This is a genomic window from Winogradskyella epiphytica, from assembly GCF_003217215.1.
Lineage (GTDB): Bacteria > Bacteroidota > Bacteroidia > Flavobacteriales > Flavobacteriaceae > Winogradskyella > Winogradskyella epiphytica.
On record NZ_QJTD01000001.1, the window covers coordinates 362,691 to 379,747 of the forward strand.

General features: G+C 34.8%; 17 protein-coding genes. 12 read left to right on the plus strand and 5 right to left on the minus strand.

Annotation, left to right across the window (positions count from 1 at the left end):
* The first annotated feature begins 461 nt into the window (after nucleotides 1–461).
* Nucleotides 462–1,934, plus strand: coding sequence for a potassium/proton antiporter (locus DFQ11_RS01540; protein WP_110473872.1), 1,473 nt, complete (start codon nucleotides 462–464; stop codon nucleotides 1,932–1,934).
* A gap of 10 nt (nucleotides 1,935–1,944) precedes the next feature.
* Complete coding sequence (locus tag DFQ11_RS01545; protein ID WP_110473873.1) at nucleotides 1,945–2,763, plus strand: universal stress protein; 819 nt, start codon at nucleotides 1,945–1,947, stop codon at nucleotides 2,761–2,763.
* 26 nt (nucleotides 2,764–2,789) lie between these two features.
* Here DFQ11_RS01545 and DFQ11_RS01550 read toward each other — a convergent pair whose 3' ends face one another.
* Entirely contained in the window at nucleotides 2,790–4,013 is a 1,224-nt protein-coding gene (locus DFQ11_RS01550; RefSeq protein ID WP_110473874.1) for a phosphatase PAP2 family protein, read from the minus strand.
* Between the two features lie 472 nt (nucleotides 4,014–4,485).
* Between DFQ11_RS01550 and DFQ11_RS01555 the strand changes: the two genes are divergently transcribed.
* The 7 genes from DFQ11_RS01555 to DFQ11_RS01585 all read left to right on the plus strand — a co-directional run bounded on the left by DFQ11_RS01555 (nucleotide 4,486) and on the right by DFQ11_RS01585 (nucleotide 9,410).
* A complete protein-coding gene (locus tag DFQ11_RS01555) occupies nucleotides 4,486–5,070 on the plus strand; it encodes a Crp/Fnr family transcriptional regulator (protein WP_110473875.1) in 585 nt (194 codons plus the stop codon).
* A 102-nt stretch (nucleotides 5,071–5,172) separates the two neighbouring features.
* Entirely contained in the window at nucleotides 5,173–5,751 is a 579-nt protein-coding gene (locus tag DFQ11_RS01560) for a YceI family protein (RefSeq protein ID WP_110473876.1), read from the plus strand.
* 554 nt (nucleotides 5,752–6,305) lie between these two features.
* On the plus strand, nucleotides 6,306–7,019 hold the full coding sequence (locus tag DFQ11_RS01565; protein ID WP_110474800.1) for a pirin family protein: 714 nt from the start codon (nucleotides 6,306–6,308) through the stop codon (nucleotides 7,017–7,019).
* Nucleotides 7,020–7,037: 18 nt separating this feature from the next.
* The gene (locus DFQ11_RS01570; RefSeq protein ID WP_110473877.1) at nucleotides 7,038–7,319 is read left to right on the plus strand and encodes a GNAT family N-acetyltransferase; all 282 of its coding nucleotides are present in this window, start codon (nucleotides 7,038–7,040) and stop codon (nucleotides 7,317–7,319) included.
* Between the two features lie 10 nt (nucleotides 7,320–7,329).
* Nucleotides 7,330–7,755 (plus strand): DoxX family protein, encoded by a 426-nt coding sequence (locus DFQ11_RS01575; RefSeq protein ID WP_110473878.1) that lies wholly within the window; start codon nucleotides 7,330–7,332, stop codon nucleotides 7,753–7,755.
* Nucleotides 7,756–7,798: 43 nt separating this feature from the next.
* Entirely contained in the window at nucleotides 7,799–8,320 is a 522-nt protein-coding gene (locus DFQ11_RS01580) for a YceI family protein (protein ID WP_110473879.1), read from the plus strand.
* A 115-nt stretch (nucleotides 8,321–8,435) separates the two neighbouring features.
* Nucleotides 8,436–9,410 carry a quinone oxidoreductase family protein gene (locus DFQ11_RS01585; RefSeq protein WP_110473880.1) on the plus strand — a complete coding sequence of 325 codons (975 nt, stop codon included), beginning with the start codon at nucleotides 8,436–8,438 and terminating at the stop codon, nucleotides 9,408–9,410.
* Nucleotides 9,411–9,577: 167 nt separating this feature from the next.
* On the opposite strand, the gene DFQ11_RS01590 is transcribed toward DFQ11_RS01585, so the two are convergent.
* Entirely contained in the window at nucleotides 9,578–9,895 is a 318-nt protein-coding gene (locus DFQ11_RS01590) for a GNAT family N-acetyltransferase (RefSeq protein WP_110473881.1), read from the minus strand.
* A 658-nt stretch (nucleotides 9,896–10,553) separates the two neighbouring features.
* Here DFQ11_RS01590 and DFQ11_RS01595 point away from each other — a divergent pair.
* From DFQ11_RS01595 to DFQ11_RS01605, 3 genes are all read left to right on the plus strand, one after another.
* Nucleotides 10,554–11,768 (plus strand): site-specific integrase, encoded by a 1,215-nt coding sequence (locus DFQ11_RS01595; RefSeq protein WP_110473882.1) that lies wholly within the window; start codon nucleotides 10,554–10,556, stop codon nucleotides 11,766–11,768.
* Between the two features lie 91 nt (nucleotides 11,769–11,859).
* Complete coding sequence (locus DFQ11_RS01600) at nucleotides 11,860–12,765, plus strand: hypothetical protein (RefSeq protein WP_229791216.1); 906 nt, start codon at nucleotides 11,860–11,862, stop codon at nucleotides 12,763–12,765.
* Between the two features lie 3 nt (nucleotides 12,766–12,768).
* On the plus strand, nucleotides 12,769–13,548 hold the full coding sequence (locus DFQ11_RS01605; RefSeq protein ID WP_110473884.1) for a hypothetical protein: 780 nt from the start codon (nucleotides 12,769–12,771) through the stop codon (nucleotides 13,546–13,548).
* 117 nt (nucleotides 13,549–13,665) lie between these two features.
* Here the strand turns inward: DFQ11_RS01605 and DFQ11_RS01610 are convergent, their stop codons facing one another.
* Genes DFQ11_RS01610 through DFQ11_RS01620 form a run of 3 tightly spaced genes read right to left on the minus strand, consistent with a single transcriptional unit; the run spans nucleotide 13,666 to nucleotide 16,943 of the window.
* Complete coding sequence (locus tag DFQ11_RS01610) at nucleotides 13,666–14,439, minus strand: M90 family metallopeptidase (protein WP_110473885.1); 774 nt, start codon at nucleotides 14,437–14,439, stop codon at nucleotides 13,666–13,668.
* A gap of 12 nt (nucleotides 14,440–14,451) precedes the next feature.
* Entirely contained in the window at nucleotides 14,452–14,664 is a 213-nt protein-coding gene (locus DFQ11_RS01615; protein ID WP_008616468.1) for a heavy-metal-associated domain-containing protein, read from the minus strand.
* Nucleotides 14,665–14,684: 20 nt separating this feature from the next.
* Entirely contained in the window at nucleotides 14,685–16,943 is a 2,259-nt protein-coding gene (locus tag DFQ11_RS01620; protein ID WP_110473886.1) for a heavy metal translocating P-type ATPase, read from the minus strand.
* Nucleotides 16,944–17,057 lie beyond the last annotated feature (114 nt).

Sequence of the window (17,057 nt, forward strand, 5' to 3'; positions counted from 1 at the left end):
ATAAAATGATTAAAAGTGTCTGTCTAAACCCTACACCATTCAATCGGCGGCAAATATACTTTTTTTAGTATGTTTTCCTCAGTAAAACGCCACATTCTTATATGAAACATCCGATTCTAAAAATCAAACTATAATTCATCAAAGTTCTATTCGCCTTTGTCAAATCAATATCAAAGACTTAGGTCCAATTCAACTAATTATTAGTAAGTTTATTTATAACTATATTAATTAGTCATTCGTTTAAAATTCACTTACAATGTCGTTATTACGTTGTACACATAATCTACAAGCCGTTAATTCCACTTCATATTTCTAATTTTAAAAAGAATAATAAATCAACACTTAGCAAGCGTATTTTAAAGGAAGTATTCCGTTAAGAAATAAAGCAATTTGTATATTTACATAAAACCATTTTAACTGTAATTCACCTAAACATATAAGATTCAGAATACAAAATCATAATGAACTTAACCATTGAAAACATTCTTCTTGTTGGCTCTATTCTACTATTTATTAGTGTCGTTGTAGGTAAAACATCCTATAAATTTGGAGTCCCGACTTTAATTCTATTTTTAGCCATTGGAATGTTAGCAGGGTCTGATGGTATCGGTGGTATTTTCTTTAACGATCCTAAAATTGCGCAGCTTATAGGTGTTGTCTCTTTAAACTTTATTTTGTTTTCGGGAGGTCTTAATACTAATTTCAAGAGTATTGAACCTGTACTTAAAGAGGGCCTCGCCTTATCTACAGCAGGGGTTTTATTAACGGCTCTTTCACTAGGAACATTTGTTTGGTTTATAACAGATTTTACAATTTACGAAAGTATGTTGTTAGGTTCCATTGTTTCATCTACAGATGCCGCAGCCGTGTTTTCCATTTTGCGTTCTAAAAATCTGGCGCTAAGAACAAACTTAAGACCCACATTAGAATTAGAAAGTGGTAGTAACGATCCTATGGCTTATGTGCTTACCATTGCCTTTTTAACCTTAGTCGTAAATCAAGACCAGAATATTCTCTCCATTATCCCCATGTTTATTCAGCAGATGGTAGTAGGTGCAATTGCTGGATTTGCTTTTGGCTATATCAGTAAACATGTGATCAATAAGATTAACCTTGATTTTGAAGGCCTATATCCTGTTTTAGTCATAGCCTTGATGTTTATTACCTTTTCGGCAACAGATTTTGTAGGAGGTAATGGCTTTCTAGCCATTTATATCTGTGCGGTATACTTAGGAAATCAAGATTTAATCCATAAACAAACTATACTGAGAATGTATGATGGATTGGCCTGGCTAACAGAAATTGTTCTTTTCCTTACCCTAGGCTTATTAGTTTTTCCTTCCCAAATTATACCATTTATGGGTATTGGACTTTTAATTTCAGTCTTTTTGATACTTGTAGCACGGCCTGTAGGCGTTTTTATAAGTCTTATGTTTTTTAAAATGAAGTTAAGAAGACGTCTCTATATCTCTTGGGTTGGATTACGCGGTGCAGTTCCAATTGTATTTGCAACCTATCCATTGTTAGCAGGAATTGACAAGGCTAATGTTATTTTCAACATTGTTTTCTTCATTTCGGTTACCTCTATTTTAATACAGGGAACAACACTTTCAATCTTTGCAAAATGGTTGAATGTTGGTGAACCAGAAGAAACAAAAAAGCTCACTGAAATTGATCAATTAATGTCAGACCTACCAAAATCCTCACTTCAAGAGTTTAAAATTTTACCCGATGTATTGTCTTCAAATAAGCGAATTGTTGATTTAAACTTTCCGAAATCGGCATTTATTGTAATGATAAAGCGAAATAATGAATATATTAGACCTGGCGGTTCTACAGTAGTAAAACCACATGACATCTTAATAGTTTTAGCAGATAGCGATGAAGACTACGTAAAAGTAAAAGAGTGTCTATACAACAGAACCGCACACTAAAATTTTAAATATGACAAAACGGTTTATATTATTAATTGATTTTTCAGATTACTCGAGCAATCTCATAAAGTATGCTTTTGAATGGAGTAAGGAAGCAAATGCAAAACTGCTCTTGGTTCATCAAACCAATCCGTTTTTACCTGCTTTTGCAGAAGACGAATCTAGGCAATTTATTATACAAGACATTAATGATAAAGCCCGTGAAGAATTAAAAGCGCTAGCTAAGTCTCATATTCCTGATACCGTAGAAGTATCTTTTTTTGTTTCAGAAATAGATTTTCACCAAATTTTACCAGAACTCTTAGCAGAACCTTTTGATAATTTAATATTCATCGGCCTAAAAAGCACAGGTGCTTTAAAGAAATTATTCTTAGGAAGTAATGCGCTTAGAATTATAAACAATTCAGAAAATATTGTGGTGGGCATGCCAAAAGGCATTGACACCTTTTCACACGAAAAAATCTTTGTAGCAGTAGGCCTTAAAGAACTATTGAATTTGGAAGCACTAAATAACTTTCTAAAATTCATAGATCACGAAAACACAAGTATTACATTTTTCCATTTGGCAAAACCTAATGAAGAGACTAGTGAAATAAAAGAAAGACTACAACGTCTATCAGCATCTTATGCGGATGAGTTTAATACCGACTTTGCTATTTATGAAGCCGACAATCGATTGGATGGTATTAAGAGTGTGATCAATAATAAAATTGATGAGATTCTCATTGTTCAAAAAGGCACACGTATTATGACCGATCAACTTTTTAGACGTTTTTTAATCAACGAATTGGTTTACGAAGGTCAAACACCATTAGTAGTATTACCTTAGGATGATTGTAGTCTTAAAACTAAAAATTATTTAGGGAAGTTTTCAAGTACGTGTTTACCAACCTTCTCTCCTATTTCCAAACCAACTTCATTATCTGTTCTAAAATGAACGCCACCTTCAAAACGTGATTCAGAACATTCTAGAGCTAATTCTTGAAAATAATCCGCATCTAAAGGAAATATATTAGACAAGGCAACAGCTAAGGCTCCTGCAACGGTTGTATGTCCCGCAGGATAACCTGGGAAATTGGGTGTATCTATAAGGATTGGTTTAAAACTAGGATCGTACTGAAAAGGACGAATTCCCCAATAATGATATTTACCATCCCAAGCTGTAATCGTAGCATCAAAGCGAGTGGTATGAAATAATGCGCTTGCATAGGCCGCCTCAAAAGCATCAAATCCGTATTCTAAAAGCTTACGCTCCAATAGAAGATCCCAAATAGGCTGACTTCTCCATTTCCAGGCAATTTCGCTATACGCGTTAGTTTTATTAAACTCTTGTAATTCCTTCATGTCTGCCGACCAATCCGCTGGAGGTGGACCAGGTCTGAATTGATCTGTCGATTTTAACGTGAAGGGCTTCCATTGAGCTCTCATAGGATCGTATTTATTGGGCTTTCCACGCCATAAAGACGTATCTTTAGGTAATGTTCCTTCCCAAATCTTATCGGTTCTGTCGGTCTTTGCGTATGCGATGTACTTTTCCGCTATGTTTTCGCCAATAATTAAGCCTAATTCTATATCGCTTGGATATTGCAATCCTGTAACTAAACGCGCTTTTTTAAATTCTTCTAATTTTTGATCTAAGAATGGTTTTTGATCAGGAAAATAGTAACTTATAATACTATGTGCCACAGCTGCTGTTGCACTATAATCACAGATATAGGTGGAATATTTAGGAAGATGCCCTAAGCTCTCTACCCTTGAATAATCTTCAAAAGGAGCAGCTTGTTTCGTCTCTTGCTTCCGATTCCACACATCTGAAAGGGCATCATAAATCGCTAAATGAAGTATAGCCATACGACCGCCATTTTTTCGAATTTTAGAACGCTTACCTGCTTCAACCATAATTTGATGCCAACGATATGAAGGATAAGCGGAATTCCAATAATTCATTTGATCATAGGTAGAATCCTTAGCTTTTTTTTGAGCTGATATAATAGCTTCAACTTCGGCATTTAGGATTGGCGTCGTATTCGAAGCAGGATCAGCCTCTACAGTAAACATGAAAGGTTGATACGTCTTCATTTCAGTTTGCGCTATAAGAAGAGATGAAAATCCTATTAGCATAACACTAACAAACCGCCTAAAATTATTGAGATTATTCGTGATTGGTAAAAATAGCATCAGGTGAGATTTGAATAAATCGTCACAAATTTGGGATATTTTTAAATGATAAGCGAATAGAAAACCTTAAAAATAATTACAATTTAATTAAAGCAATTCATTTTTAATAGGTCTTATTAAAGCAGTATATCAAATAGCTAAAATAAATCTATCGCTAGTTTACAATTATTAATAGACTAGTTAAACCAAATTAATATTACAACTGTATATTGTTTTCCAGGCATTTAAAAGCCCTACCTAAGTTAGTTGAACTCTATCTTAACAACAATATTCAAAGAATCCATGACATTTTTAAATAGAACAGAGCTAATAGCTGTAAATTGCATTACGGAGTTTATTTTTGATTTAAAATCTCAGCTTAAGCGAAAAAACAATGAATAAAAAACCTTTTTTAAACTACATTAATCGCTATATCCATCTTACAATTGAAGAAGAAAATCTTCTATTTTCAAAAATAATCGAAAGAAATTACCTCAAAGACCAATATATAGTTCAACAAGGAGACACCTGTAAAACGGTCAACTTTATCATATCTGGATGTACAAAAACGTTCTATATGAATACCGATGGTCAAGAACATATTGTCGGGTTTTCTATAGAGGATTGGTGGACCTCGGACTTGGGAAGTTTTATAACCCAAACACCTGCAGATTTTAATGTACAATGTCTGGAAAACACTAAACTCTTTCAATTCACCTATGACAATTTAGAAGAGCTATATGAAGAAATTCCTAAACTAGAACGACTTTTTAGAAAAATAACAGAACGTGCTTTTGTGGCTTCACAAAAAAGAATCATAAGAAACTTTAGTCTTAGCGCTAAAGAGCGCTACCAAATTTTTAAGACCACCTATCCGAAAATTGAACAACGTGTACCTCAGTATATGATTGCATCTTATTTAGGAATTACCAAAGAGTTTTTAAGTAAAATTAAAAGTCAAATGACTCAAGAGCGATAAAAGTTAATCTAGTTTAACTTCATTTTATAAACTACTTCATTTTCTACAGCTCAAATATGTTGGAAATTTGTACCGTAATAATTAATACTAAAAAAGATACAAATGAAAAATTCCATTAAAAACATAACAGCTATAGCTTTAGTAGCATTTATGACGTTTTCTTTTACCACTATAAAAGGAGATAAAAAAGAAATTAAAGTAGCAGAGAGTAAAGTAGTTTGGAAAGGCTATAAAGTAACTGGAGCTCACGACGGTCTAATTTCTATCAAATCAGGTCACCTTAACTTCGATCAAGATAAATTAATTGGAGGTGCATTTATAATTGATATGTCTACGATCACGGTTACAGATTTAGAAGGAGAATATAAAGGTAAATTAGAAGGACATTTAAAATCTGATGATTTCTTTGGTGTTGAAAAATTCCCTACGGCAAGTTTAAAATTTACGAAAGTAAAACCAACAGGGAAAAACTCTTATGAAGTAATAGGTGATATTACTATAAAAGGAAAAACAGAAAGCATCACATTTGAACTTTCAGTTTATGGAAATAAAGCTAATGCAGCTTTAAAAATAGACAGATCTAAATTTGACGTACGCTATGGATCTACAAGTTTCTTTGATGATCTTAAAGACAAAGCTATTTACGATGAGTTCGATATTATTGCCGATTTACAGTTTTAATACATCTAGTAAATTATAGATACATATACTAAAGGCCCTTATAAATTAAGGCAAAATAAAAAGCCAAATTTTCGAATTTGGCTTTTGTATTTATATCAAATGAGGTTTTAAATGTTAGCACTTCTATTGCGACATGGTTTTCGGGTATTTAACTTTTAAATTAGTAAAACCTCACATTAAATATAGTGTAAAGTGAAGCTTACATCGGAATTTGGTATGAAACACTAATTACCATTTTGTCATAAAAAAGCACTCACATAGAGCATTCTAACCTCCATAACAACTAGTATAATTCTTCAATATCGGATTTTCATAAGTCTATCCCTTTTTTTCATATTCCACAGATTTCTAATCGACTGTATCTTTGTACTATACTTAAAGCAAATACTATGAATCGTAAAAAGTTTATTAAAAATGTTTTATTAACAGGTGTTGTTGGCGCGATTGCTCCTCAAGTACTTAAAACAGAAAATAGTAAACCTAAAACATCAACTTACGATACATTGATGCAACGAGTAGGATTTAATCATTTACCTAATAAAAATATAAAGACTATGAACACAATAATTCACAAAGCAGAGACAAGAGGACACGCAAATCACGGTTGGTTAAACTCACACCATACATTTAGTTTCGCTAATTACCATAATCCAGAGCGTATGCATTTTGGTGTACTACGTGTACTAAATGATGATACGGTTGCCGCAGGAATGGGCTTTGGAACACATCCACACGACAATATGGAAATTATTTCCATACCTTTAGAAGGCGATCTAGAACATAAAGACAGCATGGGCAACGTTGCTGTAATTAAAGAAGGTGACGTGCAAGTGTTGAGTGCTGGTACAGGAATCACGCATTCAGAATACAACAAAAACAAGGACAAGGAAGTGAAATTCCTTCAGATTTGGGTGTTCCCTAAAGAGAAAAATGTTGAACCTCGTTACGATCAAATTTCAATAAGAGATATTGCTAAAGACAACGAGTTTTATCAAGTACTTTCTCCTAACAAAGACGATCAAGGTGTATGGATTAATCAAGATGCTTGGTTTCATATAGGAAAGTTTGAAAAAGGAAAATCAGATGAATACAAAATCAAAAAAGAAGGAAATGGCGTGTACGCTTTCATTCTTGATGGTGAGGTAGAAATCAATGGTACCAAACTTTCCAAAAGAGATGGTATGGGTATTTGGGACACTGAAAGCATTGATGTAAAAGCGACAGAAAATGCACGTGTACTATTAATGGAAGTGCCAATGTCTTTATAAGATTTAAAACATTATAAGATGGAAATAATTATAAAAGAAAGAGAAAATAAGGGCTTTGCAATAGCTTCTGAAGGAGATAAAAAAGCAGGAATCATGACCTATTCTATAGCAGGAACAGATCATATTATCATTGACCATACTGAAGTAGATCCAGAATTTAAAGGGAAAGGTGTGGGTAAGCAGTTGCTCTATAAAATTGTAGAAATGGCTAGAGAGAAAAACATAAAAATTACGCCTTTGTGTCCATTTGCTGCAGCAATGTTCAAGAAACTAGAAGATATTCAAGACGTATTAAGATAATCAAAAATAGATGAATGCAATATTAAAGAAAGCCATGAGTTCAGGCGTCAGTAGCACCTATATAAGTGTTGCCCTTTTAATACTAAGAGTTGTTGGAGGAGCCTTTATGTTAACACATGGTTTAGGAAAGTTTGAAGCTCTTTTTAGTGGAGAACCAATTCAATTCAGAGATCCTATAGGAGTAGGTGCAACAGCCTCCTTAGCACTAGCCGTTTTTGCAGAGGTATTATGTGCTATTTTATTGATCATCGGTCTAGGTACTAGACTAGCAGCAATCCCATTAGCGATTACCATGCTAGTTGCAGCATTTATAGTACATGCCAATGATGGGTTTGGAAGACAAGAATTACCACTTCTTTACGCAGCCATATATATTTCCATCGCACTAATAGGAGCAGGAAAGTATTCTTTAGACAACTGGTTATCGAAAAAGTAAACTATTAAATAAAACGAAATAATAATTTATAAAACATATTAAAATGAGTAAAAACACAAATTGGTCATTAGACAACGCACATTCAGAAATAGCTTTCAAAGTAAAGCACATGATGATTTCAACAGTAACAGGTCACTTCGAAGATTTTGAAGCAACTGCTAAAACTGATGGAGACGATTTTAAAAATGCTGACTTTTCATTTAGTGCTAAAACAGCATCTATCAATACCAAAAACAAAGATAGAGATGCACATTTAAGATCTGACGATTTCTTCAACGCTGAAAAATTTCCTGAAATGAAATTCGTTTCAAAATCGTTTGATGGTGAAAAATTAGTAGGAGATTTAACGATAAGAGACATCACGAAAGAAGTTGTTTTAGACGCTGAATTAAATGGTGTAGCAGAAGATCCTTACGGACAAACCAAAGCTGGATTTGAAATGACAGGTACTATTAACAGAAAAGACTTTAACTTAACTTGGAGTGCTGTTACTGAAGCAGGAAGTATCGTAGTTTCAGATAAAGTAAAAATGGTTGTTGACGTACAGTTTACAAAACAAGCCTAAACTTAGAGATTGAATTTTCTATAGTAGATTTTAGAATAAAAAGGATTAGGGGCAGTATTTCACACTGCCTCTTTTTCATTTGAATACTATTTTTTAGACACTTAAAAATCAGAACATGAAAGCAGCAGTTTTAGAACAATTAGGACAATCTCCTAAATACAAAGATTTTCCTTCTCCAGAAGTTCAAAATAACGAACAGTTATTAATAAAAGTAAAAGCAGCAGCCGTTAAGAATTTAGATAAATTAAGAGCTAGTGGAACTCATTACGCAAGTTACACTGAGTTACCTGTAGTTGTTGGAATGGATGGCGTCGGTGTTTTAGAAGATGGCACTAGAGTGTATGCACAAGGTGTTACAGGAATGATTGCCGAAAAAGCAATTATCGGCAAAAGCCAATACACTATAATTCCTGAAAACTTAGATGATTACACAGCTGCGGCACTACCAAATGCAGTATTAGGTTCGGCCATGGCGCTCAAAGTAAGGGGGGAAATTAAACCTGGGCAAAATGTTTTAATTAATGGTGCAACGGGTGTTACAGGACTTTTAGCCGTTCAGATTGCCAAATATTATGGTGCAAATACCGTGATTACAACCGGTAGAAACCAAGAGAATTTAGAAAAAACGAAAGCGCTTGGTGCCGACTTTACGATTTCCCTAAAACAAAGCGATGAAGAAATTGTTGAGCAATTAAAAAAACAACACGCTGAAACGCCAATAGATTTGGTGATTGATTACGTATGGGGAAAACCTGTAGAATTGATAATAAAAGCCCTAAAAGGAGGTGGATTGCATAATTTCACCCATAAAACACGACTAGTAACGGTTGGATCTATGGCTGGTGAAAATATTAGTCTATCCTCTGGCGTTTTAAGAAGTTCTGCTATCGAAATTCGAGGCTCAGGCTTTGGTAGTCTATCTCAAGAAGACCTTCAATCACTAAGTCAAGAAATTCTCCCGGAAATGTTCCAGCTAGCAGCAGACGGAAAGCTACACATAGAATTGGTTGTAGAATCCCTTAAGAACATTGAATACCTATGGCATCAAAAAATAGATACAGGAAAACGATTAGTGATTTCTATGGCCTAAGCCACATTATGTAGAATCATTTCTTTTAAAACTATGAAGAAGTTTTATAAGATCATTTCCACTTCATAAAAATAACAGTGACTATTTTCAATATCAACTTTATATTATTGAAAAATAGTCACTGTTTAATAATTCTTATAAATCAAACCACTTATTATAAGTGACGATTACAGCTTATCATAGCCCTTAAACTTCGGGCTAACGATACGTTTCCATTCCGGGTGTTTTTTGATATATGCAAAAACATAAGGACAAAAAGGTAGAAGTACAATATTATGATCATCAAGATAATTTAAGGTTTTCTCTACCACTGCACTTGCAGCTCCTTTTCCTGCTAATTCTGGGTCGGTTTCAGTATGAACTAATGCTATTTGGTCACCAAATTCGCCATAATTTATGAAGGCGAAATGACCATCAATCTCAATTTCGAAACGTTTTTTTTCTTCGTTTTTTACTAAAGGGATATCAATATATTCTGCTTTCATTTTATATATTTTTTAATTTGTTCCTGGATTCTACTCTTCGTTTAAGTGACAATACTGTCAAAATAATTCAGTCCTATCTATTTTTGTGAACATTGAACTTTTATACGGCTAGCTCACAACTCACATCTTGTATTTTCAGCATAGTGGTATAGATAAATATAAAGGTAAAACTTTTATAGCATCTCGCTGAAACATTTACATAATATTATAATATTCTGACTATTTAGTGAATCGTATATTTAAATCCTTTGTCAGACTATTTCACAATTAAATGAATCAAGGTCATATATTTCAAAATCACCTCTACTATTTAACCCAAATAAAAAATGGGCTAATCTTTCGATTAGCCCATTTTTAAAGGGTTGTACAGGTGGGGAGACTCGAACTCCCACACCTCGCGGCACTAGATCCTAAGTCTAGCGTATATTGCACCAAATTGAAACAAAGTCATTCATTTTCAATTGATTATACGATTCTACATTTTCTTTAATATCATCTAATATCAATTGATTTCAACATTTGTTGTACCTATGTTGTACCTGAAAAGAACAATAATTTCGTATCTTTATGGTGTACTTAGGTAAAGGAATACATTCAAAATGGAATGTTGTACCTATGTTGTACCTGATTTGACTTTCGTACTCAAAACAGGTCAATTATGTCATCAAACGCAAAGATAGTTCTACGTAAAAAACCAAACAGTAAAGGGCTTTACCCATTAGCTGTTCGAATTACAAAAAATCGTCGTTCAACATATCAATATATAGGTCATTATATTGACATAGAGGATTGGGACGAAAAAAATATTCGAGTAAGAAAGTCTAATTCAAATGCTGATAGTTTAAACAAGTTGCTATCACAGGAACTCTCGAACGCCAATAAAGCACTTATTGACTTACAATCCGAGCATAAAGATGCATCTGCCAACCAAATCAAAAAAGAGATATATGCCTCGGGAAACTCTGCTACCTTTTTTGAACTAGCACAAGAGCATCTGGACGAATTGGAAATCGCCGAAAAATTAAACCGCTTATCTACGGATAGTGCTTTGGTTAGCTATATCATAAAGTTTAATAAATCAAAACAGTTGGCTTTTCAGGAAATTAACGAACGCTTCCTAAAAAAGCTGATGATATATTTGAAAGCCAAACACGAACTTTCAGAAACATCAGTAATGAACATCTTAGTCCTCATTAGGTTGTTGTTCAACAGAGCTATTAAGCTCAAAATAGTTAGTAGGGAATTATATCCTTTTGGTGGTGACAAGATTAAAATTAAGTTTCCAGAAACAAGCAAAGTCGGGTTGAATATTATTGAAGTAAGAGCCATAGAAGCTCTTGAGAATTTAACTTTGAGTGAAATACACACTCGAAATGTCTGGCTCTTTAGTTTTAATTTTGCCGGAATGCGAGTTACCGATGTATTGTGGACAAAGTGGTCTGACATATACGACAAAAGGTTGCATTATAGAATGAACAAAAACTCAAAATTACTATCATTAAAAATTCCAGATAAGGTTTTCAAAATTTTAGATTATTACAAAGAAGACAAAAGATATGCAACCGATTTTGTTTTTCCCGAATTGAAAAAAGCGAATCTCGATGATGCAAAAGATGTCTATAACAAGAGAAAGACAGCTACCAAGAAATTTAATGACAACTTAAAATCTATAGCTAAAAAGGCGAAAATTGATAAGAAAATTACAATGCATATTGCGAGGCATACCTTTGGCAATATTACTGGTGATACCATCCATCCCTTTATGCTGCAAAAATTGTATCGTCATAGCGATTTAAAAACCACATTGAACTATCAAGCTAATTTTATTCACAAAGAAGCAGATGATGCTTTGGATAGTGTGGTAAATTTTTGAACTATTATCAGCCATCTGCAAATATTTTAAAGTCATATTTCAACATATTCAATTGCCATTCCCTTACCTTTACCAACATAATTTTATGTTTATGGTGTTAAAGGTTAAATGGACTGAATTTAAAAGTAGTCTTGAAAATTTTCAGTCCGAAGGAAATGCGCTTATTAAAAAATATAAAGCAGCAAGAACTGAGGATTTATTAAATGAATTGAAAGAGGAAAAACAATCGTGGGAAAGCGATGTAATCAGTTATGTAAAGGCTTCTTTTGACCCTGAACACACCAATTTTGCATACGAGTTTAAGGCTCAACAAGGATATAATTTCGGAATGAAATTAGGTATCGACCAAAGAGTCAAAAACACTATTCAAACCATTAAAGATGAAATTAATGGGCTTGATTACTATTTAAAAATATTATTCATTTCAGATGCTATTGTGCGAGCTGATGACATTGATTTAGAAGAGCGTAAAAACCTTGATACCGAAGGCATTCTTGATCTTATACTTTCTAAACTATATGAACTGTATAATGATGGGAAATACTATTCTATTAAGTGGATTCTTGAAGGTAACGGCCTAAAGTTAGGTGGGCGTAGCGAAGATTGGGACTATGGTAGAATGCTTGAAGAACGAGGCCTTATTGAGACTATGAATGGTCGTGAGGTAAATGCCAAACTAAAACTTGAGGGAAAGTATGCCATTGAACAAGCCAGAAAATCCCAAGTGCCCGACTACTCAAAAATTAGCGATTCTGATGAAGAATTAAAAACACTTCTCAAAGAGGTACTTGCCGAAGTTAAAAGATCAGGATATGGTCAGCAAATCATCTTCGATGAGTTTGATGAGCTGCGCAAAGACATTCCGCATCTTAGCAAAAAATCGTTTGGTCAGTTATTAAAATCAAAACTTGGCGATTTGGTCGCAGCCAAAGCCATTGACAAAGCTATCGCCAGCGACATATTCAAACAATTTACTAACCAAATATTTCCATTTTAACGTATGAGAATATGGGCAGGTATTAAAAATAGAATAGTTCAATTCTTCCGAAAAGAACCACCACCAGAATATGAGGTGACAGAATATGTGTTTTCGGATAGACAACCTCTTGATGGTTCTTCGACCATTTCATTTTTCGTAAACAATCCCAAGCCAGATGTAAGTGTTACCAGAACTTTTGATAGCGAAGACCAAGCCGTTAATTGGCTTATGGAAAATCGAGATTTCAAAAAGATGTTATTTAGTAATGTATTTCCATCCGCAAATTCGGTGAAATACCAATGTGGCGTTAAAGAACCTATCACAATCCCAAACAAAATGCCAGGGGATATTGACATTCTTCTGTATGAACAAGGAAAGGAACAAAATGCGGTTGGAATAGAATGTAAAATAGTAAAAACCGAATCGCTTGAAAATCAACCACCAAAAATAAACAAGATTACAAGCGTTCAAAAAAAGGGAACTATTCAGGCAAATGGATATACCGAAATTGGATTCAACAGGGTTTATCTGCTAATCATACTATTGGATGATGGCCGGCATTACAAAAACCCCAATGTTATGTTCAGAACTACACCTTTTAAATGGTTGAAAGAATTGTATGGTTTTGACTGGCAAACCCGAATGAGTGATGATATTGGAATTATTTACGTTCACATAAATCAATTTACTACTAACCATATAAATCAGACCAAAGGATTGGGATTGCATGTAGAACGTGAAGCAATACCAATTTTACAACCTGAAGAACTAACTGATAAAATCAAAAAACTGGATTCATAGGATAATTTGAAACGTAAAGGAACTTGCAGGATATGCGGAAATCATAGTAAACTAACGTTTGAGCACGTTACACGAGAGTGTAAACTGAACTCTCTATAGTTTGCCTGATTCATTTTCTCAAGTGCTCGGTTCTTGCCTAAAACATTCCACCAACATCCCATAAAGTTCTGGATGTTTTCTTTTTAGTAAATCCGCTCGTTCAAAAAAATACTCTGAAGCAACCGCAAAGAATTCAGCTTGATTTGTTCCACCATATTTACGAATATCTGAATGGTTATCGTTAATCGCTTCCATTTCTTTATGGATTAAGTTTAACCAAGGTATGGCATATTGATGTTCCATTAGCCGCTCTGGCACACCGTCTGTTCTATCGTCCAACTTATCTATAAGGTGCACAAATTCGTGTATGCCAGTATTGCTTTTATCGGTTGTATTTTTAAAGCCGTGGTACAATGCTTTCTTGGAAAGTATCATCTGTTTCTCGAACCTTCCATTTCCAACTATTCCACCAATATTCCGTGAGTTATCCTTACTGCTAAATTGCATATCCTCATTAAAATTATCAGGATATAAAAGGATGCCACTTAAATTTGTGTAGTGCCATTCCTTGAAGCCAAAAACTGGAATGACGGCACTTGCTGCAATTAAAACCTTATCCAACTCTTCCAGTTCAAACTGCACAGCATCGATATAGACCTCACTTAAAAATAGCATCATTTTTTGCTGAAAAATTAGCTGTGCGTCTTTTGATAGATTTCTATAAAACAGCACATTATCCGTCAATAATTTATGCCAATGTTCTGGAAATGGCTTTACACTATGACGTTTTGCTTTTCTATAAAAATGAACAGCAAAAAGAACAATCACAACCGAAATAAAAATATAAGCCATATTAAAAACGTATTAATCTACAGGTTCGGCCTTAAATCCCACTTTTTGCAAAGTCGCCTTTACATCTTCTTCGGTTACACCATCGCTTTCAATGGTTAGGATTTTATCAGGATTAGAGGTATCTACTTCCCAACTTTCTACACCTTCTTGTTTGTTTAAAAAAGGGGTGACTTTTGATACGCACCCACCACAATTGATATTTGTTTTAAATTTTAAAGTTTTCATAGTATTGAATTTATTTATTATTAAAGTTTTACTCGTTTAAGTCTTAAGCTATTTGCAACTACGGATACACTACTGAATGCCATTGCTGCACCTGCAATCATCGGATCCAACAAAAACCCATTTACAGGATAAAGAACTCCCGCTGCAATTGGAATGCCAATAATGTTGTAAATAAATGCCCAGAATAAGTTCTGACGTATGCCCAACACGGTTCTTTTTGATAGTTCCAATGCTTTTGGGATAGATTGTAAATCTGATGTTATCAAGGTCATTTTTGCTACATCCATTGCGATATCCGAACCTTTGCCCATAGCAATACTCACATTGGCTTGCGCCAGGGCGTGCGAATCGTTGATACCATCGCCCACCATTGCTACTATCTTTCCGTCCGCCTGTAATTTTTCGACAAAAGCCGCTTTGTCCGAAGGCATCACTTCTCCTTGGTAATTTGTTATTCCTACTTGTTTTGCGACAGCAGATGCGGTTTTATTGTTATCTCCAGTAAGCATATAGACCTCAATGCCTCGTTCTTGAAGTGTTGCTATGGCCATTTTTGAAGTTTCCTTAATCTTGTCTGCAATGGCGAGTATCGCCAGCACTTGTTTTTCATTGCCAAAGAAAATGACGGTTTTCGCTTGCTCTTCGAGACTTTCTGCTGTTTGCATCAAGGAAGCATCGATTTGAATATTTTTCTCAAGCATTAGTTTATGGTTTCCAACATAGTATGGTGAACCATTTTCTGTTTGAGCTTTCACACCTTTTCCTGTAATACTTTCAAAAGAAGCAATTTCAGCTTTTTCAATATTTTCATCTTTTAAGTGATTGACTACAGCTTCCGCCAAAGGGTGTTCTGATTGTGCTTCAATAGCTAGAAGAACTTTTTTGTATTCGTTGATATCTTCGAGTTTATCCTTCCAAAATATATCAGTTACTAAAGGTTTTCCTTCTGTAATTGTACCTGTTTTATCAAGAATGACAGCATTCACTTTATGACCGAGTTCTAAACTTTCGGCATCCTTTATAAGGATATTATTTTCTGCGCCTTTACCAATTCCCACCATAATGGCGGTAGGTGTTGCCAAACCCAAGGCACAGGGGCAAGCGATAACCAACACTGCTACAGAGGTCAATAGGGCTTGTGAAAAGGCGTTATCGCCTCCTACTAACATCCAGACGATGAAGGTGACAATGGAAATACCCAATACCACCGGAACAAAAATACCTGCAATCTTATCGACCAGTTTTTGAACGGGTGCCTTACTCCCTTGCGCTTGCTGAACCATTTTAATGATTTGGGAAAGCAGGGTTTCTCCACCTACTTTTTCAGCGGTAAATTGAAAACTTCCTTTTTGATTAACGGTACCAGCGAATACCTTTTCCCCTTGGGATTTCTGAACTGGAACGGGTTCTCCAGTAATCATACTTTCATCTACATATGAGCTTCCCTTGGAAACTTCGCCATCCACGGGAATCTTTTCTCCGGGACGCACCAAAATGGTCTGACCAACCTGTACGGATGAAATAGGGATTTCCCTCTCTTCCCCATTCTCAATAATTTTAAGGGTTTTAGGCTGAAGCCCCATTAGTTTTTTAATGGCTGAAGATGTATTTGATTTTGCCTTTTCTTCCAATAGTTTCCCCAAGGAAATAAAGGTGATAATCACGGTAGCCGCTTCGTAATATACGTGAGGCTCGATGCCACGACTTAACCAAAATTCAGGAAAAAAGGTATTGAATACACTAAAGAGGAAGGCGATTCCGGTACTCAACGCCACCAAGGTATCCATATTTGCTTTACCGTGTTTGGCCTGTTTGAAAGCATTGATAAAAAAGCTACGACCGAACCAAAATAAAACTGGAACGGTCAACACCAACGATATCCATTTTCCGGGTTCCCAAGCCATAAAGAACATTCCCAGAATAAAAATGGGCAGCGTTAAAATGGCTGACCAAATAGTGCGATTTTTTATGTCTTGATAGTGCTTTTGCTGTAGTTCTTGTTGTACTTCCGAAGGATTCTCCGCATCAATGATAATATCATAGCCAACTTCGCGAAGTGCATTTTTAAGCTGATTAGGACTCAACTCTTTGTCGTACTCTACAAGAACAGAACTGCTCGCAAAGTTTACGCTTGCATCAAATACACCGTCTGTGTGTTTTAACACAGATTCAACACTCGCTGCACACGATGCGCAGGTCATTCCTGTAACTGGGAATGATTCTTTTATTCCTTGCTTATGGTTTTTCTCTTTGGTTTCAAATATGTTAATTGTCTCCATAGTCCTATTCTAATTTGTACTCTGCAAATTTCAGGATTAAAAGACTTTAATGTATTATGTTATTTGCTGAATGATTTGTAGAATTTGCTGAATTCGGTTCATCTATTGCAAAAG